Source organism: Mycobacterium sp. 1081908.1 (genome assembly GCF_001673535.1).
Taxonomy (GTDB): Bacteria; Actinomycetota; Actinomycetes; order Mycobacteriales; family Mycobacteriaceae; genus Mycobacterium.
Genome location: NZ_LZLY01000160.1, coordinates 37,124 through 57,117, shown reverse-complemented (window position 1 = coordinate 57,117; position 19,994 = coordinate 37,124). Strand labels below are relative to the sequence as shown.

Here is a 19,994-nt window from a genome sequence, read left to right as displayed (position 1 = left end):
CATCGTCGTGCGCGGCAATGACTTTCGCGCCGGTTACACCGAACTTATGACGCCGCGGCGGCCGCGTCTCGCTTGTCGGCGATAGTCGGAATTAGCCGCGATTCCACGCTTTTGCGCGTTGTGCTCGCCGGCCCGGGGCACGCAAAGCCGATCGTGGCGTCAAGCGAGAAGTCGCTCAGCGCGGCCGAAAGGTCCCGGCGCAAGCCTTCATTGGAGTTGGGGCGGCCCGGCTGATACGCGACGACCGAGACGAAAACCTGTCCGTTCGCCCGTCCCGAGGCCAGCGACAGCATCCCGCCGAACCGGTCCATGACGGCCGTGGTCGCGTCCGGGTGGGGGGCCTTGATGGCGAAGTGGTCGGCGTCCGCGCCGTCCGGGCGGCACACGCCCGGCTTGAGGTCGCCGATGTTGGATGCGACGACGGCCGTGGGACTCCCGGCCGCCACGCCGACGATGCGCCTGATCAGCCGCCGCGGCATCAGCGGAACGAGGGGCAGCAGTTCGCGCCGCCGGTCGGGTGTGTCCCGCAGCCGCGTCAGCGCGCGCTTGGTCGCGGCCCGGATCGCACGCAGGTCGCTCGCCGCGGGCGCGGGGTCCACGGTGATGTCGGCGTTGGCGACGGCGTTGGCGCGGGTGTCGCCCGCGGTGCGCTCGTTGACGGGTATCGCCAGGGTGACCCGGCCGTCGGTGGTGACGCGTCCCGCCCGCTCGGCCAGCCGGGCGGCCAGCCCGGCGAGCAGGGTGTTGCTGGTCCCGCCGAGCGCCTCGGCGCGGGCGTCCCACTCGCCGGCGTCGACGAACACCGTTTCCGTTGGGAGCGTGACGGGTTGGTCCGCGGCGGCGGAGGGCGCCCGCGGCGGCCCGGCCTGAGCGGATCCGGCGCGCGCCTGTCGCGCCACGCCGGCCAGGGCCCGGCCGATACCCGGGATGTCGCGCGCGGTTTGGCGGGCGTCCTCGCGCAGCGCCTGCCACAGCCGGCGCGAGGCCGCGGGGGGCCAGCTGACCGGGTCAGCCCGGCCGGCAGCCGCGTCCGCCAACGCATCGCACAGCCCGATGCCGTCGGTGAGGGCGTGCGGGATGACCAAGCTGATGCCCGCGCCGCCGTCGGTGAACGGCAGCATCGCGAGGTGCCACTCGGGCCCGCGCTCGGCGTCCAGCGGCGTGGCCGCCTGCTCGCGCAGCCAGCCGTCGAACTCGTCGCGCGGCCTTGGCGTCGCGACGATCTCCAGCCGGGACCGGCCGCTGCTCGAGACCCAGCGATCGCGGCCGAACGGCAGGGCCGATCGTTCGATGCGCCGCGACAGCCGTCCCCGCAGCAGCTTCCGGTGAAACCGCCGCAGGCCGTCGATGTCGATTCCCCGGTCGTACACCCAGACGCACTGCAGCAGGCCGAGAACTCCGGTGGCCCGCTCCAGGCTGGAGAAGGTCTGGTCGAACAGGTCGAGTGTGTTGTCCATTTTCTGAACTCCTTGGGTTCTAAATCGCTTGGGCGGCAAGGGGACGCGACCAGCCGTCGATGGTGTGCAGCGAGAATTCGTCCAAAACGCTCGAAAGGGTTTGGCGCAGCAGGTCCTTCGAGTTGGGTCGCCCCGGCTGATACGCCTGCACCGAGACGAAGACCTGTCCGTTCACCCGCGCCGACAGGAGCGCCAGCACTCCCCCGACGCGATGCAGCGTCGCCTCGGTCATGCCCGGGTAAAGGGACGTCACCGAGACGTAGTCGGCGTCCGTGCCGTCCGGCCGGTTGACGGCCGCCGGGGCGGCACCGAGGTTGGACGAGACGACACCGGCCGCCGTGCCGGTGGCAACCCCGAGGCATCGCTTGGCGAGCCGCTTGGGCAGCAGCGGAACGAGGGGCAGCAGCGCCTCCCGCTCGTCGGGCACGTCGTGGCGCTCGATCAGCGCCCGCTTGATGGCCGCGCGGATCTGGCGCAGGTCCGTCGACGCGGGTGCGGGGTCGACCGCGACGTCGACGTTGCCGACGGCGTTGGCGCGGGTGTCGTCGGCGATGCGCTCGCTGACGGGTATCGACACGGTGACCGAGCCGTCCGCGCCGACGCGTCCCACCCGCAGGGCGAGCCGGGCCGCAACGCCCGCGAGCAGCGCGTTGCTGGTGCCGCCGAGCGCTTCCGCGCGGGCGTCCCACTCGTCGGCGTCGAGGAAGATCGTGGCGGTCGGGATGGTGATCGGCCGGTCCGCGCCGGTGGGCCGCGGCGCGTCCGGTGCGGCGCCGTCGCGGTTTCGCCGCGTAAGTCGTGCCGCGGCCGCCGCCGCGACCACGGCGCGCCCGACGCTCGGGAGGTCGCGGGCGGCTTGGCGGGCGTCCTCGCGCAGGGCCCGCCACCGCCGCCGCGACCCCGCGGCGGGCCAGTCGATGGCGCTGTCGTAGCCGCAGGCCGCCTCCACCACCGCGAGGCAACCCGCCATGCCGTCGGCGAGGCTGTGCAGGGCGACCAGGCTCACGCCGGCGCCGCCGTCGGTGAACGGGAGCACCGCGAGGTGCCAGCCGGGCCCGCGCTCGGCGTCCAGCGGCGTGGCGGCCTGCTCGCGCAGCCAGGCGTCGAATTCTTCGCGGGGCCGCGGCGTCGCGACGACCTCGAGCTCGGACTCGTCGCTGGGCGACACCCAGCGGTGACGGCCGAACGGCAGGGCCGAACGTTCGATGCGGCGCGACAGCCGTCCCCGCTGCAGGTGACGGTGGAACCGGCGCAGGCCATCGAGGTCGACGGCGCGGTTGTACACCCACACGCACTGGCCCACGCTGGTGACGTTGGTCGCCTCCTCGAAGCGGAAGACGGTTTGGTCGAACAGATCGAGTACGTTGCTCATTTGGGTCGGTCCTTTCTTGGTCAGTGGTTGGGTCAGAGGCTGATGACCGGGATGCCGTGATTCGAATTCGCGTGCTCGGCAACGGCGTCCACCCAATCCGAGGTGGTGTTGACCGCGTACGCGAACGCCTGGGTCAACGCCGCGAGGTAGCGATGCACCGACTTGCGGGCCGTCGCGTTGTCCGGGAAGGAAATCGTCGCCGTGGTCTTGTCGGTCTGGCGGTTGATCCACAGGTTGATTCCGCCGTGCGACAGGCTGTCGGCGTAGGTTCCGAAGTTGGTCTGCTCGAACAGGGTGGCCGCGGGAATCTTGCGAAAGTCCATGAACGACACCATCATTGCCCGCGCCGTGGGCGCCGCCATCCCCAGCGGGCCCGCCAGCTCGAGCGCCCGTTCGACCGGCACCTGTGCGAGTTGCTTGGCGTCGTCGTATGACTTCTGGGCCGCCCGCGCCGCCTCGTCGAACGTGGCCGCGCCGATCGGCACGGTGATCGGAACTAGGTTGGCGAACCAACCCACGGTCATCGAGTCGACGCCCGGCGTCCGCGTGTCGTAGGCGGTGAAACCGTGGTAGGTCTCGGTGCCGGTGAATTCGTGCTCGGCCAGGGCCGCGCACGCCAGCACTCCTCCGCTGAACCGGGCTCCGGCTGCGTCGCAGGCGATCTCGAAGGACTCCGTCGCGGCGGCGTCCAGCAGGTCGACCGTCAGGAACGCACCCTTGCTGCCGGCCACGGTGTCGCCGACCGGAAGCGGGAAGCTCGGCCAGTCGCCGCCGGTGTCGCGCGCGAAGTCGATCCAGCCCCGGATTCCCGGAGAGGACGCGGTCAGGCTCGCCACTTGCTCGCGCTGCCGCGCGGCGTAGCTGCGGTAGCTTGCGATCCCCGGAAGGACGGGCGGTTCAACGGGTTCGGCGCCGCCCTGGGACAGCTGCTCGTACATCAGGTTGACGTCGAAGAAGATCAGGCCGGCGGACATGCCGTCGATGTGGAGGTGGTCGATGCTGGCGTAGAACGTGAAGTAGTCGGCGTGCTGGACGATGCCGAACGTGAAGCAGTCCCACTCAAGCGTTTCCGGCGTGGTCATCAGGGCGTGTTCGCGTATTTGCTCGGCGCCCATGTGCCCGAAGTCGGTCGGCACCAGGTCGATGACGTCGGGGTCGTCGATCGTCCGGCGGACGAAACGGCCGTCCTGGAATTCGAACCAATCGTGGTAGGCGTCGTGACGACGGACGTGGGCGTTGATCGTTTCCGTCATCGCTCTGGCGTCGCAGACGCCCGGCATGTCCCAGGCCACCACCATCAGCCGGGGCAGCCGGACGCCCATCGCTTTGGCGTCGTATGCCGCACGGAGGTGGCGACGCCGCTGGTAAGTCGGTGCCAGCTCGCTGCGCCGCGCATTGCGGGCCGCCGCCCGCGCCGCGGCCGAAGCCGTCCACGTGATAACCGAGCCGTCGCCGGGCTGCCATCCGTTGATGCTGCCGAGTGTGACCATTTTCCCCGTCCCCTTGTGATGCCGCAGATTCCGCGCGAATTCCATTCGCGCTAAGGCAAATTGGGTTAATGCGCTGCGTTCGTGCGGCGTATTCGGTTGTTTGCTGAAACCGAACTTACGGCGCGGCGAAGCCCCTGTCGCTCTTGTGGGCGATAGTCGAAATAAGCGACGATTACGTGCTTTTGCGCATTGTGCGCAGGGCGGGAGTTACAGCCCCGGCTGGTCTTCGATGATGCCCAGCCAGATCTGCGCCACGTCGATGGCCACCTTCTCGCTGATGAAGGCGTGCTGGGTTCCGGTGTAGATGTCGCGGAAGGCGCGCTCCAGGCGGCTGCCCTCGCGGATCGAGCTGGTGCCGGCCACCAGATGCGCCCACTCGGCGCAGTTTCGGGCCGTGTCGGTCGCGTAGACGGCGGCCACCCGCATGTCGGCCCGCAGGGCCGGCGTCAGGTCGTCGCCCGCCGCGACGGCGGCCTCGGCGGTGGTGAAGGCGTCGAGCACCAGCAGGCGGGCGGCGCGCCAGGTCGGCCGGTGGTGCGCCAGCCCCTTCTGGAACGTCGGGCGGCTGGCCAGCGACGCCATGTCGCTCATCCGGAACTTCGTGGCGGCCAGCTCCTGGACGTCGTCGAGCATGCTCTTGGACACCCCCAGCGCCCACGACGCGTGACCGGCGGCCGTCACGGGCATCAGCCCCATGCGCGTGGCCGGCGAGGTGCCGCGGTACGGCTGCCGGACGAACAGCTCGAAGGTGCGGCTGTCGGGCACGAACACGTCCTGGGCGCTGTAGTCATACGAGCCGGTTCCCTTGAGCCCCTGCACGTACCAGCCGTCGTCGAAGCTGATCTGGTCGCATGGGATGACGGCGACGCGCATCTCGGGGAAGCCCTCACTGATCCAACGCATCTCGCCGTTGTCCATCGGAAAAAACCCGGCCGCGACGTATTGCGAATGGCCGATGCCCGAGCCGAAGTTCCACGACCCGGTCACGGTGTAGCCGCCGTCGACCACGGTCCCCTGCCCGTTGGGAAAGAACTGGCCGCCCAGGGTGACGTGGTTGTCGTGGGCGGTGAACACCTCGGCGAAACCCTCGTCGGGCAGGTACGCCGCCGCGGCGAAGGACGACGGCAGGTTGGCGATGCCGATCCACCCGAACGACCCGTCCTGCCAACCCATTTCGATCCAGGTTTCGATCATCGCGGCGAACGACGGCTCGACCCCGCCGGCCTCGACGGGGTTGAACGCGGACATCAGCCCGCTGGCCCACATCTCGTCGACGATCGCCGGGGTGAGCGTGCGCGCCCGCTCGGACTCGGCGGCTTCGGCCCGCACGAGGTCCCGCATGCCCCGGGCCAGCGAAACCACCCGATCGTCCGTGTCGGCTAGCGACGTCATTGTCGTTTCCCATCGTCGACTGGAGAAAACTGATACCGGTGCCCGTAGTTAATACCATTGCCGCGCCTTCCCGGCGGGCAGTCGGGAATTAGTGCGCGCTGACGGCTTTCGCGTGTACCAGGACTCACACGCGGCGCGCGAATGGCGCGGTGCCCTACCGTGTGTCTGTGCGATGGATCGTCGACGGCATGAACGTGATCGGGAGCCGGCCCGACGGTTGGTGGAAGGACCGCGGCGCGGCCATGGTCACGCTGGTGGACAGGCTCGACCGATGGGCATCGGTCCAGGGAGAGGACGTGACCGTGGTGTTCGAGCGACCGCCGGCGACCGCCATCACCTCATCGGTGATCAAGGTTGCCCACGCCCCGAAGGCGGCGGCGAACTCGGCCGACGACCAGATCGTCCGGCTGGTGCAGGCCGGCGCCCGGCCCGAGCAGATTCGGGTAGTGACGTCGGACAAGGGCCTGACTGAGCGCGTCACGGCGTTGGGGGCCTCGGTCTATCCCGCGGCGAGCTTCCGTGACCTGATCGACCCCCGCGGCTGATGGCTGCCGATCGACTGGGACCGGTTACGACGGACGGCTTCTGACGTCGAACTCGACCCGTTCACCGTCGACCTTGGTGATGCGCATGTGCGCGGTGTACGGCTTACCCTCCGGGCCGGTGAAGTGACAGTCGAACTCCTGGCCGACCTTGGCCTCGACGCCCGACGGACAGTGCACGTCGTTGGGGTGAAAGCCGGTCTGGCTGGAGACGACGTCGACGACGGATTGCGCCGCGCCGTCGGGCTTGACGGTCGACTTCGCGTGACACGCGGCCAGCAGGACCACGGGTACGAGCATGGCCGCCGCAAACCGGGTGTGGTGGTCGCTGATTCTCGTCATCGCCTTGGCAGGCTAACACGCGACGACGGCGATACGACAGCTCAGGGCGGCGAGTCGTATCGCGCTGCAAACGGCCGGCGTCAGCCGACCGCGGCCAGCGCCGCGTCGTAGTCGGGCTCCTGCGCGATTTCCGGAACCAGCTCGGTGTAGGCGACGTTGCCGTCGGCGCCGATCACGACGACCGCGCGCGCGAGCAGCCCGGCCATGGGGCCGTCGACGATGCTGACGCCGTAGTCCTTGCCGAAGTTGTCCCGGAACGCCGAGCCCGTCTTGACGTTCTCGATGCCCTCCGCGCCGCAGAATCGCGCCTGCGCGAACGGCAGATCGTTCGACACACACAACACGGACGCGCCGGTCGCGGCCGCCCGCTCGTTGAAGGTCCTCACGCTGGTCGCGCACACCGGGGTGTCGATGGACGGAAAGATGTTCAGCACCACGGGCTTACCGCTGTACTGGTCGCTGCCGATCGCGCCCAAGTCCGTGCCGGTCAAATTGAAGGCCGGGGCCGAGGATCCGACGGCCGGAAGCTCGCCCACGGTGTTGATCGGGTTTCCACGCAAGGTTATCTGTGCCATGGGCACAGTCTGCCAAGGCCGGTGCGGCGGCCTCGGGTCAGGTCCGCATGTCCTAATTCGTGGGGTACGCGGCATAGACGCCATGGCCGGTCTGGCCGAGACTGAATCCATGGCTCGCAGAGTGGTGATCGTCGGCTTTCCCGGCGTTCAGGCGCTCGACGTCGTCGGGCCCCACGACGTGTTCACCGGGGCGTCACTGCTGACCGACGGTGGGTACGACGTCGACATGGCGTCGGTGGACGGCAGGCCCGTGACCACCGCCACCGGCCTGGCCTTCCTCACGACGCCGCTGCCCGAACCGAGCGAACCGCTCGACACCGTCGTGCTGCCCGGCGGCGGCGGCGTCGACGCGGCGCGATCCGATCCCGAGCTGGTCGGATGGATCAAGCGGGTCAGCGGCAACGCCCGCCGGGTTGTCACCGTCTGCACCGGCGCGTTCCTGGCCGCCGGAGCGGGGCTGTTGGACGGCCGGCGGGTGACCACGCACTGGGCGTTCGCCGGACGGCTGGCCCGCGAGTTCCCCGCCGTCGACGTCGATCCCGACCCGATCTTCGTCCGCAGCTCGGACACGGTCTGGACGGCCGCGGGCGTCACCGCCGGCATCGACCTTTCGCTCTCGCTGGTCGAGGACGACCACGGCACCGAGGTCGCCCAGACGGTCGCCCGCTGGCTCGTCCTGTATTTGCGCCGCCCCGGCGGGCAGACACAATTCGCGGCGCCGGTGTGGATGCCGCGCGCCAGGCGCACCTCGGTCCGCGAGGTGCAGGAGGCCATCGAGGCCGAACCGGGCGGTCAGCACAGCATCGGCGACCTGGCCCGCCGCGCGGCGATGAGCCCGCGCCATTTCACCCGGGTGTTCACCGACGAGGTCGGTGAGGCGCCGGGCCAGTACGTCGAGCGCATTCGCACCGAGGCCGCGCGCCGCCAGCTCGAGGAGACCGACGACACCGTCGTCGCCATCGCCACCCGGTGCGGCTTCGGCACCGCGGAAACCATGCGGCGCAACTTCATTCGGCGCATCGGCATCTCGCCGGATCAATACCGCAAAGCCTTCGCCTAAATCAGAAAGGGCACCTCCGATGACCCAGATCGCCTTCGTGGCCTATCCCGGATTCACCGCGCTGGACATGATCGGCCCCTACGAGGTGCTGCGCAACCTGCCCGACGCGGAGGTGCGATTCGTGTGGCACGAATCCGGACCGATCACCGCCGACTCCGGGGCGCTGGTCATCGGCGCCACCCACTCGCTGGCCGAAACCCCTTCCCCCGACGTCATTCTGGTGCCGGGCGGCCCATCGACGCCGGTGCACGCGCGCGACGAGGCGCTGCTGGAGTGGCTGCGCCGGGCACACCGGACCGCGAGCTGGACGACGTCGGTGTGTTCGGGCTCGGTGATCCTCGCCGCCGCCGGCCTGCTCGAGGGACGGCGCGCGACGTCGCACTGGCTCGCCATTCCGTTGTTGAAGGGGTTTGGCGCCATCCCGGTGGCCGATGAGCGCGTGGTGCACGAGGGCGACGTCGTCACCAGCGCGGGGGTTTCCGCCGGGCTTGACCTGGCGTTCTGGCTGGCCGGCCAGATCGGCGGCGAAGGCCGCGCGAAGGCGATCCAGCTCGCGATCGAATACGACCCGCAGCCCCCGTTCGACTCCGGCCACATGTCGAAGGCGTCGGCGACCACGAAAGCCGCCGCCACGGCGCTGCTTTCGAAGGACAGCGCCAAGCCGGCCAACCTCAAGGCCACCACGATGCTGGCGTGGGAGCAGGCGCTGGCGGCGGTGCGGTCGCGGCGGCGCAGGCGGCTGGCGCCCGCCGCGTCGGTCCCTTCCAGCTAGCTTCCCCTTGACGGCTTTGTTTAGCATCTCCTAAATTTAGGAGATGCTAAACTACCAGCCGCCCCCGCCCCTGCTGCTGTACCGGGCCGCGACGGATCGCGCCGTCGCGGTCGTGGAGGCGGTCACGCCGGACCAACTGGAGTGGCCGACCCCGTGCTCGGAGTGGTCGGTGCGGCAACTGATCGATCATCTTGTCGGCGGCGCCGAGTATCTGCTCGCCGCAGCGACGGGGTCGGAGCAAGCCGCGTTACGCGGCGCGCAGTACCGGCAGTGTGTGGACCGCGTCCTGACGGCCCTGGAATCGCCTGGCGCGATGGAGCGCGTCTGCGTCTCGCCGCTGGGCTTCGACTGGACGGTGGCCGATGCGGTTGCGGGAACGTTCATGGATGTTCTGATCCACACCTGGGACCTGGCCCGTGCCACGGGCCAGGATGAGCGGCTCGATGCGGACCAAGTGGCGGCGTGCGCCGCGATGTTCCTGCCCGAAATGCCAAGGCGCGGGCGGGAAGCCGGCATTGTCGGCCCGGAGGTGCCGCTCGGCGAGGGGGCGTCGGCGCAGGATCGACTGCTGGCGGCGATGGGCCGCGCGGTATGACCGAGCCGGCCGTCGAGGCGGCCATCAGGGCGCTGGCCCATCCGGGCCGGCGCACGATGCTGCGTTTGGTATGGGATCAAGAGCGACCTGCGTCCGCGCTCGCCGAGGCGGCGGGCCTGTCGAGATCGGCCGCGAGCCAACACCTCAAGGTCCTGCGCGACGCGGGATTGATCGACGTGCGCGTCGACGCGACCCGGCGGCTGTATCGCGCCGATGTGGCTCGGGTTGCCGAGGTGGCCGCGCTGCTGGACGAGTTCTGGGCCGCACCGCTGCAACGGTTGCGCGCCGCCGCGGAAAGCGAAGCGCCATGAAGTTGGTGGCCCAGCAGTTCGTGGTGCGGGCCAGCGCGCAGCGGGTCTTCGAATTGTTCACCGACCCCGTCCAATTCGGGCGATGGATGGCCGAGGATGCGCTGCTGGACGCCACGCCGGGCGGCGTCGTCCGCTGGACGCATCCCAACGGCGACACCGTGAGTGGCCGCTACGTCGAGGTCGAGCCGCCGCGCCGCATCGTCTTCACCTACGGCTGGGAGCGGGCCGACGTCGGGATCCCACCCGGCTCGACCACCGTCGAGATCGACCTCATAGCACAGCCCGACGGCACCACTCTCGTCAAACTGGTGCACCGTGGTCTCGAGGATCGCGCCGCCGACGCTCACGACGGCGGTTGGGCTCACTACCTCGACCGGCTGCGCCGCACCGCCGAGGGCGAACACGTCGGCGCCGATCCATGGGCCGACCGTCGGGTGCCGAGTCGCGAGGAGCTGCACCGGTGAGCGACAACTTCGCCGAAGCCAACTTCTGGGCGCTCGCCGAACCGCTGCTGACCGCCGCGACCGTCACCCGCTCGACAATGATGGGCCTGCCCTGCCTGCGCGTCGGCGGTCGGTTTTTCGCCTCTTTCGACCGCCGCGCCGCCGCGCTGCTCGTCAAGCTGCCCGCGGCCAGGGTCGACGAACTCGTCAAATCCGGTGAGGCCGTGCCGTTCGCGCCGGCAGGGCGGCGCTTTCGCGAATGGGCCTCCGTCGACGTCGGTCGATCGCAAACGTGGGCGTCACTTCTCGACGAGGCCGTGGAATTCGTTGCGGCGCATTAAGCCGTCCGGGGGACGAACCGGACGAAGGGGAGGTTTTCGCCGACGGCGCGGAAGTCCGCGTCGGATCCGTCGACGGAGAACCCCAGCATGCGGGGCAGCACGAACTTGGCCGCCGCGCGATGCCGCGACGCGTAGCGAAGAAAGACCTGCGCCCCTTCGTCCTTGCCCAGCGGTATGGCCGTCACGGGGATCGTTCGCGTCCCCACCTGGACGCTGACCTCGGGGTTGCGCAGGACGTTGCGATACCACGCCGCGTTAGCTCCCCATCCCGAGGCGACGACATAGCTGTCGCCGTCGCGCTCGGCCACCTCGAGGACGGTCTGGCGGGGCTGGCCGGAGACGCGGCCGGTGTGGTTGAGCAGCAGAATGCGGCTCCCGAACAGCCACCCCAGCCCGAGCCGATACAGGTGGATGGGCATCCGGAAAAGGAACCGGGTCGGTCCCGTTGGTGGCTGAATCTCCTTGACAATCCTCATATTCGACGACCTCCGCTCCCCTATGGTAGACAACTGCAATTATTGCACAATGCAATTGTCATGAGAAGCCGTCGGCGCGGCCTAGGCGTTGGGCTGCAGGAATTCCGTGGAGGCCAGCTGACCGCCGGCCTGCAGCCACGCCCCCACCACACCGGGCGCGTCCCGGTTCGGGTTGTAGATGTCTTCCTCGCTGGAGAACAGGCCGTTGCCCGCGTAGACGAGCCGGGTCCAGTTGGGGAACCAGAACGGCTCGCCGTTCGGGTCGGTCGGGTGGTCTAGCAGGTTCTTGATCATGATGACCACGGCGTCGTTGTCGTCGTCGTAGGCGATCCAGTCGCTGGGAAAGCGCATGTGCGGGAACGGGGCCATCACTGCGACGATCCAGTCGCGCACCGCCTCCCGGCCATGAAAGACGCCGTAGTGATGCTCGGTGTAGACGACGTCCTCGGTGAAGAGATCGGCGAACGGTCGCCAGTCGCCCGAGGCGCTGCACCCCTCGGCGACTTTCGTGTAGTTTTCGACGGCTCGCTCGATTTCGGCCCTGGTGAATTTGCCCATGCCGGACACACTAGAACGGGTTCTTGTTGAAGGCGACGGTTGGCGAATGGGGATGTCCGATGAGTGTGCTGGACCTGTTTGATTTGCGCGGCAAGCGCGCCCTGGTGACCGGGGCGTCCAGCGGCATCGGCAAGGAGGTGGCACTGGCCTACGTTCAAGCCGGCGCGGAAGTGGCCATCGCGGCAAGGCATTCCGACGCCTTGGCCAAAGTCGCCGAAGAGCTCACCGCGGCGGGCGGCCGGGCCGTGCCCATCAGTTGCGACGTGACCCAGCCCGCTCAAGTCGACGCCATGGTGGACCGGGCCACCGCGGAGCTGGGCGGCATCGACATCGCGGTCTGCAACGCCGGGATCATCACCGTCACCCCGATGCTGGACATGCCGCTGGAAGAGTTTCAGCGCATCCAGGACACCAACGTGACGGGCGTGTTCCTCACCGCCCAGGCGGCGGCCCGGGCGATGGTGCGGCAGGGACGGGGCGGGTCAATCATCACGACCGCGTCGATGTCCGGCCACATCATCAACATCCCGCAGCAGGTGGGCCACTACTGCGCCTCCAAGGCGGCGGTGATTCACCTGACCAAGGCCATGGCCGTCGAGTTCGCGCCGCACAACATTCGGGTCAACGCCGTCAGCCCGGGTTACATCCTCACCGAGCTCGTCGAGCCGCTGGCGGACTACCACGCCCTGTGGGAACCGAAAATACCGATGGGCCGCTTGGGCCGGCCCGACGAGCTCGCCGGGCTGTACCTGTACCTGGCCAGCGAGGCGTCCAGCTACATGACCGGTTCGGACGTCGTGATCGACGGCGGCTACTGCTGCCCCTGAGCGGGCTCAGCCGACGAGGAACGGGCGACCGAACCGGGTCCGCACACCGGACGAGAACAGCGGGCGCAGGCGCTCGCCGGCGGGGCGGACCCCGCTTGCGCCCAGCAGGTCGTCGCTGAGCTCGGCGATCTCCGCGCGGCGAAACGGCCACGGCTCGTGCTCGTTCGGCACCCACCAGGTCCGCCCGGCCTTGTGGGTGTGGGCCCCCCAGCGGGCGGTAAGCCACACCTCCACCGGCGTCGGCTCGACCGCCTCACCGACGGCGACCGTCAGCCGGCTGCGCAGGCCGCGCCGCGGCCAGCGGCGCACGCTGTCGTACTCGATGCGCTCGCCACGTCGCGTCACCCGCATCCGCGACCAGGCGTAGGGCACGCCGAGCGCCATCCGGATCACGGGCACGACGGCCAGGCGGGACGTTTCCAGCGATCGGAACAAAACCCCGTGCCGGCCGGCGTCATCGATCGAATACAGCCGGACATTGGTCTCCGCGAAGCCGCCGAAATACGGCACCGGTAACGCCGTGCCGACTTTGGTGCTGGCCAATACGAACGGGATCAGCCCCACGTAGGTCATCCCGTCCGCGAACACGTCCGGCCGGGTTCCCGGCGGGTAGAAGCGTTCGACGCTCTCGGGCCGCACCGGCCAATGGACGAAGGTCAGGTCGGCCCAGCGCTGCTCGAACGTGACCGGGCCGGGAAGCGGCGGCGGGCTGAGGGGGAAACCCACAAGACCTGAATCCGCGTCGGGCAGGTCGGGTATGGCGGTCATGCGATCATCGTGGCACCCCGCCGGCTTTGCCGCCTAGCTCTCCAACTGACCGGAGATGCCGCGCTCGATGCTGGCCTGCGTCGTCGACGGCAAGACGAGGAGGCCGTCCAGCTCTTTGCGGGCCAGGTCGAAGGCCTGCTGGCGTTCCTGCGCCGCCGCGGCCGGGTCCGACGCCACCCGCAGCAGGCTCTGGGCGCGCGCGATCCGCTGCTGGGCCTCCCGCGAGAAGTCGCTCCGGCGCTTGCGCATCGCCTCGGCCTCGGCCACGTTGAACGCGGTCACGTAGTCCTCGACCGCGGTCTGATACCGACTCGCCGCCTCCCGGTCGTCGAGCAGGTCTTCGGCTTTGACGGGGCGCAAGAAGTCCGCCCGAAGCTTTGCCTTGTGGAAGCCGACGGTCAGCGGGTCCCGCATGTCGGTCATCAGCGGGAAGTCGAGAAGTTTGGCAACGTCGAGTTCGTACTCGAGCCATCGGGCGTCGGTGCGGCCGTGCTCCTCGATGACGCGTCGCAGCGAACGCCATTGCGCCGCTTGGCTATTGACGCCGCGTTCGGCCGCCGGGACCGCGGCTTCGGCCGGCGGGTCGAGTTCCTGCCGCCGTTCGGTGCGGCGCTTGTTGGCGCCGAACGCCCGCACCGCCGCGATCGCCATGCCCGTCAGCGGAAGGATCACGATCAGCAGCTCGGCCAAGCGGATCAGCAAGCCCACACCGCCAGGATGCCATCTAGCGCACGCCCAATGTGCCGTCCAGGTATTCGGCACGGCAGGCCCGGCGGGCGAGCTTTCCGCTGGTGGTGCGCGGGATGGCGCCGGCCGGCAGGAAACGCACGTCGGAGACCGCCACCCCATGCCGCCGCGACACCGCGTCCTGGATCGCCAGGATCGCCGGGCGCGGATCGTCGCGTCCGGTGCCGGCGGCGCGTTCGGCGATCACGACCAGGCGTTCTTCGCCGTTGGCCGGAACGGCGAACGCCGCGACGTAGCCCCGGCGCACCATCGGCGAGGCTTCCGCGGCGGTGGCCTCGATGTCCTGCGGATAGTGGTTGCGCCCCGCGATGGTGACCAGGTCCGCGATTCGGCCCGTCACGTAGAGCTCGCCGTCGAGGTAGACGGCCAGATCCCCCGTCCGCAACCAGGTTCGTCCGGCCGTCGAGCCCTCGGCGTGGCTGCCCTCGGCCAGCCGCGACTGCAGCTTGGCGCCGAAGGCCAGCTGGGTTTCCTCGGGCAGCCCCCAATAGCCGAGACCGACGTTGTCGCCCTGCAGCCAGACCTCGCCGACCTCACCGTCGGGCAGCTCGGATCCGCTGTCGGGGTCGACGATCACGGCCCACAGGCTGCGGGCGACCCGGCCGCAGGACACCTGCGCCACGGCGTTGGGGGCGTCCGCGTCGACGCGTAGCGCGTGACCGGCGCTCAGCTGTTCGCGGTCGAGGTACGCGACGGATGCCTCGGCGGAGGCGTCGATGGTGGCGATGAGCAGCGTCGCCTCCGCGATGCCATACGAGGGCTTGAAGGCCGTGCGCGGCAACCCATACGGGGCGAAGGCCTTGTTGAAGGTGCGGATCGCGTCGATGCTCACCGGTTCGGAACCGATGATCATCACCACGTTGCGCAGGTCGACGTCGTCACCGGGCGCGGGCAGGCCGCGCTGCGCCGCCCACTCGTAGGCGAAGTTCGGCGCGGCGGTCACCACCCGGCCCTGCTTCGACCCGGCGGACATGGCGTGGATCCAGCGCAGCGGCCTGCGGACGAAGGCGGTGGGCGACATCAGCGTCGAGTGCCCGCCGTACACCGCGGGAAAGCCGATCATGGAAAGGCCCATGTCGTGGTAGAGCGGTAACCAGCTGACGCCGTGGGTGTTCCGGTCGAGCAGGTCGATCGAGAGGATCATCTGCACGAGGTTGGTGCCGACCGCCCGGTGGGTGATCTCCACGCCGACCGGTGGCCGTGTCGAACCCGAGGTGTACTGCAGGTGCGACACACGGTCCATGTCCAGCTCGACCGGAAGGAACAACTCCCCCGCCGAGTCGGGGACCGCGTCGATGACGATCAGGTGCGGCTTGCGCAGGTCCGGCAGGCTTTCCAGAAAGTTCTCGACCGCCTCTTTCGTCGCCGCCGTCGTGAGGACCGCGGCGGGCTGGGAGTCGCGCAGCGCGGTCTGCAGCCGTTCGGCGTGACCCGGCAGCTCGGGCGCGAACAGCGGCACCGCGATGGCGCCCGCTTTGATCGCGGCGTAGAAGCCGGCGACGTAGTCGATGCCCTGCGGCGCCAGGATCGCCACCCGATCGCCCTCGCCGGCGACCTTCTGCACCTGCGCGGCGATGGCCCGCAACCGGACCCCCAGTTGGTTCCAGGTCACTTCGAAGGTCTGGCCTTCGGAGCGGGCGTAGTCCAGGTAGCGATATGCCACGGCCTCACCGACATTGGCGATGTTGCGCTCGATGAGCGATATCAGCGTGGTGCCCGGCGGCAACGCGACGCCGCCGTCGGCGTCCAGGCAGTCCTCTATCAGAAGCATGCCTTGTGGAGCCGCGGCGTCGTGGCGGGTACCGCAATCCATAGGCGCAGTCTAGGGGCCCGACCGGGCGGCCCCGGGTCAGCCGGTCGGCCTCGGGCGGGCGGCGCGCGGCGGCGTGGCGAACCTCAGCCCGCGCCTAGCCTCGGCTCGCTCGACGGCCGAACAGGGCGAGTAGCTGGTCACTTGGCGTGGCGTTCGCGGGCGACGCCAGCGGCGCGGCGAACACGTGCCCGGCGAGTCCGGCCTCGGCGAGGGGTGGCGAAACCCACAGCAGCGCCGAGGCGACCTCCGCGGGAATGGGGCGGTCGGTTCGGCACGCCTGGGCGATGTCCCACGCGTGCAGCACCATCTCGATCGCCCCAACGTAGACAACAACTTTGGCGGGAATCGGGCGGCCGCGGATCTCACACCACCGGTCCGCGGTCGGTGCCGTGGTCGACGCGAGCAGGAAGTCGACGATTCCGACCCGCACCGCGGCGACGGGATCGGAGGGATCGGGGTCGGTCGCCGCCCGCTCGGCCCCTCGGTCGGGGCCGCGCGCCGCCAGCACGTCGGCGACATCCGCCAGCGAGGCGCGCACGTGGCACAGCAGCCGGCGCAGGTCCCAGTCCGCGCAGGGCGTCGGCGCCGACAGGTCGGCCTCGCGAACCAGGAGCAGGTTGCCGAACAGATACCGGGTCGCCTCGGACAGGACGGGGAGTTCATCGGTGTCGGACACGGACCGGGCCCTCACCCCGCGAACGTCTCGGGCAGCCCGAACTTGGCGACCAGCGTTGCGTCGTTGAAGGCGACGATGCGTGAGATGCGGCCGCCGATCAGCGACAGCGCGTCCAGGCCGTGAGCGTGGAAAGAGCCGTCCGGGCCGCGCCGGTACATGGCGAACGCCGGGGCGCCGTTCGCGCGGGTGTAGGTCAGCCGCCATTGATCCGGCGTATGCAGCACCACCCGGGCCAGGAACCCGCGCACGACGTCGCGCCCGATGAACCACGTTGGGATGGGCGGCATTTCGAGCTCGACGTCGGCGCGCAGCAGCTCCGCCAGCCCGTCGACGTCGGCGTGTTCGAAGGCGGCCATGTAGCGGTCCAGCACGCCGCGCAGCTCGGGCTCGGCGGGTTCGCCAAGCTCGTCCAGCGTCGGGCCGGCCTCGGCCAGTCGCGCACGGGCGCGTTGCAGGGCGCTGTTGACCGCCGCCGTGGACGTCTCCAATATCTCGGCGACTTCGCCGGCCTGCCAGCCCAATACGTCGCGCAGCACCAGGACCGCGCGCTGCAACGACGACAAGTGTTGCAGCGCGGCGACGAACGCCAGACGCACGCTGCTGCGCAACGACACGACCACGGCGGGATCGTCGGTGGCGCCGTAGAGCAGGCTATCGGGGGCGGGTTGCAACCACGGGATCTCGGATTGCGCCGGCGCTAGCGCGGCCGTCGCGCTGTCGGCCGGGGTGCTGAGCCCCGACGGCAGTGGGCGCCGCTTGCGGGTTTGCAACGCGTTCAGGTAGGTGTTGGTCGCAATCTTGTAGAGCCACAACCGCACCGAGGAGCGGCCCTCGAACCGCTCGTAGGCCTGCCACGCGCGAAGGTAGGTGTCCTGAACGAGATCCTCGCACTCGTCGACGGATCCGAGCATGCGATAGCAGTACGCCCGCAGCTCGGGCCGGTACTGTTCGGCGACTTGCGCGAAATCGTCGAGGCTGGAGTCCGGCATGGCCCAAAGCCTTTCACGGCTCCCGGCGCGACGGCCGGGGATCGCTGGGATCCTGCTCGCCCGGCTCGGGGTCTGCCCACCATTGCGCCGGCTGATCGCCGTACGCGTCGTGCCAGTTCCACCACGCGTACGCGGGCCCCTGCGGATACCCCTCCGGGGAGTCTTCCCAATCCTCTTGGCGCCCAAGCGCGGTCATGTCCAGGTAGCTCCAGGTGGTGCCCAGTGCCTCATCGCCGCGGTTGTTGATGAAGTACGTGCGGAACACCCGCTCGCCGTCGCGGATGAACGCGTTGGTGCCGTGCCATTCGTCGACCCCGAAGTCGCGGTCGAAGTCGTCGGTGATGGTGTACCACGGCATCCGCCAACCCATCCGGGCCTTCACCCGCTCGATGTCGGGCTGGCCGGCGCGGGAGGCGAACACCAGGGTGGTGCTGCGGGCGTTGAGATGCGCCAGGTTGCCGATGTGATCGGCGATCATCGAGCAGCCGCGGCACGCGTGCTCGGGCCAGCCGTCCACCCCCGGCTCCAGGAACGCCCGGTAGACGACCAGCTGACGCCGGCCCTGAAACAGGTCCAGCAGGCTCACCGTGCCCTCGGGCCCGTCGAACCGGTACGGCTTGTCCACCTCAAGCCAGGGCATCCGCCGGCGCTGGGCCGCCAGTGCGTCACGCGCCCGGACTACCTCTTTCTCCTTGACGAGCAGCCGCTGGCGCGCGGCCTCCCATTCCTGCGCCGACACGATCGGGGGCGTTTGCATGTTCATGTCCAGCCTTTCGCTTGTGGTGGAAGGTCTTTCAGGCGATCTTCTGCAGGCCGGCGCCGGTCAGGAGGTAGCTCGCGGCGACGGCGGCGGTATCGGCCTGCGCCAGCTCAACGACGGCCGCGCCGGCCCCCTGCGGGCTGAGCGGTTCGCCGAGCTGCTTGATGTACTCCTCCTCGGATTGGCCCTCGCGGGCCGCGTACGCCCGAACGGCGGGGCGGCCGAGCTCGGTCAGCGGGGTGATGCGGGGCATCAGGGCGGTGAAGGTGATGCCCAGGTCGGCGCGGTTTGCCTCGTCTTGGGCGTAGCCGGTGATGAAGCGTTGGGTCGCTTTGGCGCCGGCGTACCCGCCGCTGAGCGGTGATCCCGCCAGGGCGGCGCCGCTGCTGAAAACCACCACCCGGCTTCCCGGGCGCAACGGCTTGAGCAGGGCCTCGCGCAGCCAATGAAAGGCGATGCGCACGTCGGTGTTCCAGTTGGCCGAGAACGTCTCCCAGGTTTGGTGTTGCAGCGGGCGCGGCAAGGGGCTCGCCCCGGCCACCAGCACCAAAAGCTGTGGGTCGTATCGATCCAGCAGGGTGCCCGGCGCCGAGGGGTCGGCCGCGTCGGCGACGACCGCTTCGATGCTGCCGGCACCGTTGGTGGGGTTGGGAAACGTCGTGGCGGTGCGGGACACCGCGACGACCGAGGCGCCGGCTTCGGCCGCGGCCGTCGCGATGCCGTGGCCCAGGCCCCGGCTGGCGCCCACGATGAGCGCGGTCTGACCCGATAGGTTGTTCATCTTGTCCTCCTGGTGATGGTGTTATGCGGGCGTGGCCGTCGCAAGCAGCTGGGCGTACTGACGTTCCAGCTCCTTGGCCGGGGTGCTGTCCCAGCCCTGGGCGATGGATTGCGAGATCGGATCGGGGAAGACGTCCTGCTCGCCGCGTTGCAGCGCATCGAAGATGGCCGCCGCGACCGAGCGCGGGGTGGCTTTCGGTATGTCGAGTTCGCGGCTCATGTCGGTGTCCACGGGGCCGGTGAACACCGCGAAAACCCGCACGCCCTGCGGGGCCAGGACGGCCCGCAGCGACTGGGTGAGGTTGAACGCGGCCGCCTTGGAGACCGAGTACGCCGGGATGATCGGCAAGGGCGCCAGCGCGTTGACCGACAGGTTGTTGACCACCGCTCCCCGGGATCGAATCAGCGCCGGCAGGAACGCCCGCGTCACCGCGTGCGTGCCGAAGAGGTTCACGGCGAGGTGCCGTTCGAGCATCGCGGGATCGGTCAGGTCGTCGTAGAGCGCGATGCCGGCGTTGTTGATCAGGACGTCGAGCGATTCCGCCGTCGCGGCGGCCGCGCGGATCTGTGCCGCGTCGGTCACGTCGAGCGCGATCGGAACCACCCGCTCGTCGGGATACGAGGAACCGTCTCGCGTGCCCGCGTACACCCGCGCAGCCCCACGACGGACGGCTTCCTCCACAAGGGCCCGACCGATGCCGCGGTTGGCACCCGTGACCAAGACCGATTTGCCTGCGACCGTGTCCTCCGCCAAACCCATGACAAACCCCTCTCAAGTGAAAAGCCCCCGCACGGGGGTGCGGGGGCGTCGATGATGAGCCGATCGAGTCCGATCGAACTACAGATATAGACAGGTTCCGTCGCCGAAACTCATCGCAATGTCGAGCTCCAGTTTCCCCGCGCGGGAC

General features: G+C 69.6%; 24 protein-coding genes. 8 read left to right on the top strand and 16 right to left on the bottom strand.

Translation table 11 applies throughout. The features are described from left to right. Positions 1 to 44: 44 nt before the first annotated feature. From A5655_RS26420 to A5655_RS26405, 4 genes are all read right to left on the bottom strand, one after another. Positions 45 to 1,457 (bottom strand): hypothetical protein, encoded by a 1,413-nt coding sequence (locus A5655_RS26420; protein WP_067015938.1) that lies wholly within the window; start codon positions 1,455 to 1,457, stop codon positions 45 to 47. 19 nt (positions 1,458 to 1,476) lie between these two features. Continuing rightward, positions 1,477 to 2,829 (bottom strand): hypothetical protein, encoded by a 1,353-nt coding sequence (locus tag A5655_RS26415; protein WP_067015935.1) that lies wholly within the window; start codon positions 2,827 to 2,829, stop codon positions 1,477 to 1,479. A gap of 32 nt (positions 2,830 to 2,861) precedes the next feature. Continuing rightward, positions 2,862 to 4,319 (bottom strand): condensation domain-containing protein, encoded by a 1,458-nt coding sequence (locus tag A5655_RS26410; RefSeq protein WP_067016118.1) that lies wholly within the window; start codon positions 4,317 to 4,319, stop codon positions 2,862 to 2,864. Positions 4,320 to 4,526: 207 nt separating this feature from the next. After that, the gene (locus A5655_RS26405; protein ID WP_067015932.1) at positions 4,527 to 5,711 is read right to left on the bottom strand and encodes an acyl-CoA dehydrogenase family protein; all 1,185 of its coding nucleotides are present in this window, start codon (positions 5,709 to 5,711) and stop codon (positions 4,527 to 4,529) included. Between the two features lie 167 nt (positions 5,712 to 5,878). Between A5655_RS26405 and A5655_RS26400 the strand changes: the two genes are divergently transcribed. Continuing rightward, on the top strand, positions 5,879 to 6,256 hold the full coding sequence (locus tag A5655_RS26400; protein WP_067015929.1) for an NYN domain-containing protein: 378 nt from the start codon (positions 5,879 to 5,881) through the stop codon (positions 6,254 to 6,256). Positions 6,257 to 6,280: 24 nt separating this feature from the next. Here the strand turns inward: A5655_RS26400 and A5655_RS26395 are convergent, their stop codons facing one another. Both A5655_RS26395 and tpx read right to left on the bottom strand, forming a co-directional pair. Next, a complete protein-coding gene (locus tag A5655_RS26395) occupies positions 6,281 to 6,595 on the bottom strand; it encodes a DUF4333 domain-containing protein (RefSeq protein ID WP_231999284.1) in 315 nt (104 codons plus the stop codon). An 80-nt stretch (positions 6,596 to 6,675) separates the two neighbouring features. Next, positions 6,676 to 7,170: a thiol peroxidase gene (gene tpx / locus A5655_RS26390; RefSeq protein WP_067015926.1), complete on the bottom strand. Its 495-nt coding sequence runs from the start codon at positions 7,168 to 7,170 to the stop codon at positions 6,676 to 6,678. A gap of 109 nt (positions 7,171 to 7,279) precedes the next feature. Here tpx and A5655_RS26385 point away from each other — a divergent pair, with 109 nt between their 5' ends. Genes A5655_RS26385 through A5655_RS26360 form a run of 6 tightly spaced genes read left to right on the top strand, consistent with a single transcriptional unit; the run spans position 7,280 to position 10,692 of the window. Further along, on the top strand, positions 7,280 to 8,230 hold the full coding sequence (locus A5655_RS26385) for a GlxA family transcriptional regulator (protein ID WP_067016113.1): 951 nt from the start codon (positions 7,280 to 7,282) through the stop codon (positions 8,228 to 8,230). 19 nt (positions 8,231 to 8,249) lie between these two features. Next, a complete protein-coding gene (locus tag A5655_RS26380; RefSeq protein WP_067015923.1) occupies positions 8,250 to 9,002 on the top strand; it encodes a DJ-1/PfpI family protein in 753 nt (250 codons plus the stop codon). Positions 9,003 to 9,045: 43 nt separating this feature from the next. Next, positions 9,046 to 9,597 carry a TIGR03086 family metal-binding protein gene (locus A5655_RS26375; protein WP_067015920.1) on the top strand — a complete coding sequence of 184 codons (552 nt, stop codon included), beginning with the start codon at positions 9,046 to 9,048 and terminating at the stop codon, positions 9,595 to 9,597. Next, positions 9,594 to 9,908 (top strand): helix-turn-helix transcriptional regulator, encoded by a 315-nt coding sequence (locus tag A5655_RS26370; RefSeq protein ID WP_067015917.1) that lies wholly within the window; start codon positions 9,594 to 9,596, stop codon positions 9,906 to 9,908. The genes A5655_RS26375 and A5655_RS26370 overlap by 4 nt, the downstream gene beginning before the upstream one ends. After that, positions 9,905 to 10,372, top strand: coding sequence for an SRPBCC domain-containing protein (locus A5655_RS26365; protein WP_067015914.1), 468 nt, complete (start codon positions 9,905 to 9,907; stop codon positions 10,370 to 10,372). Before A5655_RS26370 ends, A5655_RS26365 begins: the two co-directional genes overlap by 4 nt. Next, complete coding sequence (locus A5655_RS26360; RefSeq protein WP_067015911.1) at positions 10,369 to 10,692, top strand: hypothetical protein; 324 nt, start codon at positions 10,369 to 10,371, stop codon at positions 10,690 to 10,692. The genes A5655_RS26365 and A5655_RS26360 overlap by 4 nt, the downstream gene beginning before the upstream one ends. Here A5655_RS26360 and A5655_RS26355 read toward each other — a convergent pair. Both A5655_RS26355 and A5655_RS26350 read right to left on the bottom strand, forming a co-directional pair. Then, a complete protein-coding gene (locus tag A5655_RS26355) occupies positions 10,689 to 11,168 on the bottom strand; it encodes a nitroreductase family deazaflavin-dependent oxidoreductase (RefSeq protein WP_067015906.1) in 480 nt (159 codons plus the stop codon). The two genes, A5655_RS26360 and A5655_RS26355, sit on opposite strands and share 4 nt — an antisense overlap. Before the next feature lie 81 nt (positions 11,169 to 11,249). After that, the gene (locus A5655_RS26350; protein ID WP_067015904.1) at positions 11,250 to 11,726 is read right to left on the bottom strand and encodes a nuclear transport factor 2 family protein; all 477 of its coding nucleotides are present in this window, start codon (positions 11,724 to 11,726) and stop codon (positions 11,250 to 11,252) included. A 59-nt stretch (positions 11,727 to 11,785) separates the two neighbouring features. Between A5655_RS26350 and A5655_RS26345 the strand changes: the two genes are divergently transcribed. Beyond that, entirely contained in the window at positions 11,786 to 12,553 is a 768-nt protein-coding gene (locus tag A5655_RS26345) for an SDR family oxidoreductase (RefSeq protein WP_067015902.1), read from the top strand. 6 nt (positions 12,554 to 12,559) lie between these two features. Here A5655_RS26345 and A5655_RS26340 read toward each other — a convergent pair whose 3' ends face one another. From A5655_RS26340 to A5655_RS26305, 8 genes are all read right to left on the bottom strand, one after another. Further along, positions 12,560 to 13,321, bottom strand: a complete 762-nt coding sequence (locus A5655_RS26340) for a YqjF family protein (protein ID WP_067015900.1) — start codon at positions 13,319 to 13,321, stop codon at positions 12,560 to 12,562. Between the two features lie 33 nt (positions 13,322 to 13,354). Further along, complete coding sequence (locus tag A5655_RS26335) at positions 13,355 to 14,029, bottom strand: hypothetical protein (protein WP_067015898.1); 675 nt, start codon at positions 14,027 to 14,029, stop codon at positions 13,355 to 13,357. Between the two features lie 16 nt (positions 14,030 to 14,045). Further along, on the bottom strand, positions 14,046 to 15,881 hold the full coding sequence (locus tag A5655_RS26330) for a fatty acyl-AMP ligase (protein ID WP_067015896.1): 1,836 nt from the start codon (positions 15,879 to 15,881) through the stop codon (positions 14,046 to 14,048). A gap of 94 nt (positions 15,882 to 15,975) precedes the next feature. Further along, the gene (locus A5655_RS26325) at positions 15,976 to 16,557 is read right to left on the bottom strand and encodes a TIGR03086 family metal-binding protein (protein WP_197508809.1); all 582 of its coding nucleotides are present in this window, start codon (positions 16,555 to 16,557) and stop codon (positions 15,976 to 15,978) included. Between the two features lie 11 nt (positions 16,558 to 16,568). Further along, positions 16,569 to 17,546 (bottom strand): sigma-70 family RNA polymerase sigma factor, encoded by a 978-nt coding sequence (locus tag A5655_RS26320; protein WP_067015890.1) that lies wholly within the window; start codon positions 17,544 to 17,546, stop codon positions 16,569 to 16,571. 13 nt (positions 17,547 to 17,559) lie between these two features. After that, positions 17,560 to 18,303, bottom strand: coding sequence for a DUF899 domain-containing protein (locus tag A5655_RS26315; protein WP_067016110.1), 744 nt, complete (start codon positions 18,301 to 18,303; stop codon positions 17,560 to 17,562). A 37-nt stretch (positions 18,304 to 18,340) separates the two neighbouring features. Next, positions 18,341 to 19,087: an SDR family oxidoreductase gene (locus tag A5655_RS26310; RefSeq protein WP_067015887.1), complete on the bottom strand. Its 747-nt coding sequence runs from the start codon at positions 19,085 to 19,087 to the stop codon at positions 18,341 to 18,343. A gap of 21 nt (positions 19,088 to 19,108) precedes the next feature. Then, positions 19,109 to 19,846 (bottom strand): SDR family NAD(P)-dependent oxidoreductase, encoded by a 738-nt coding sequence (locus tag A5655_RS26305; protein WP_067015885.1) that lies wholly within the window; start codon positions 19,844 to 19,846, stop codon positions 19,109 to 19,111. Positions 19,847 to 19,994 lie beyond the last annotated feature (148 nt).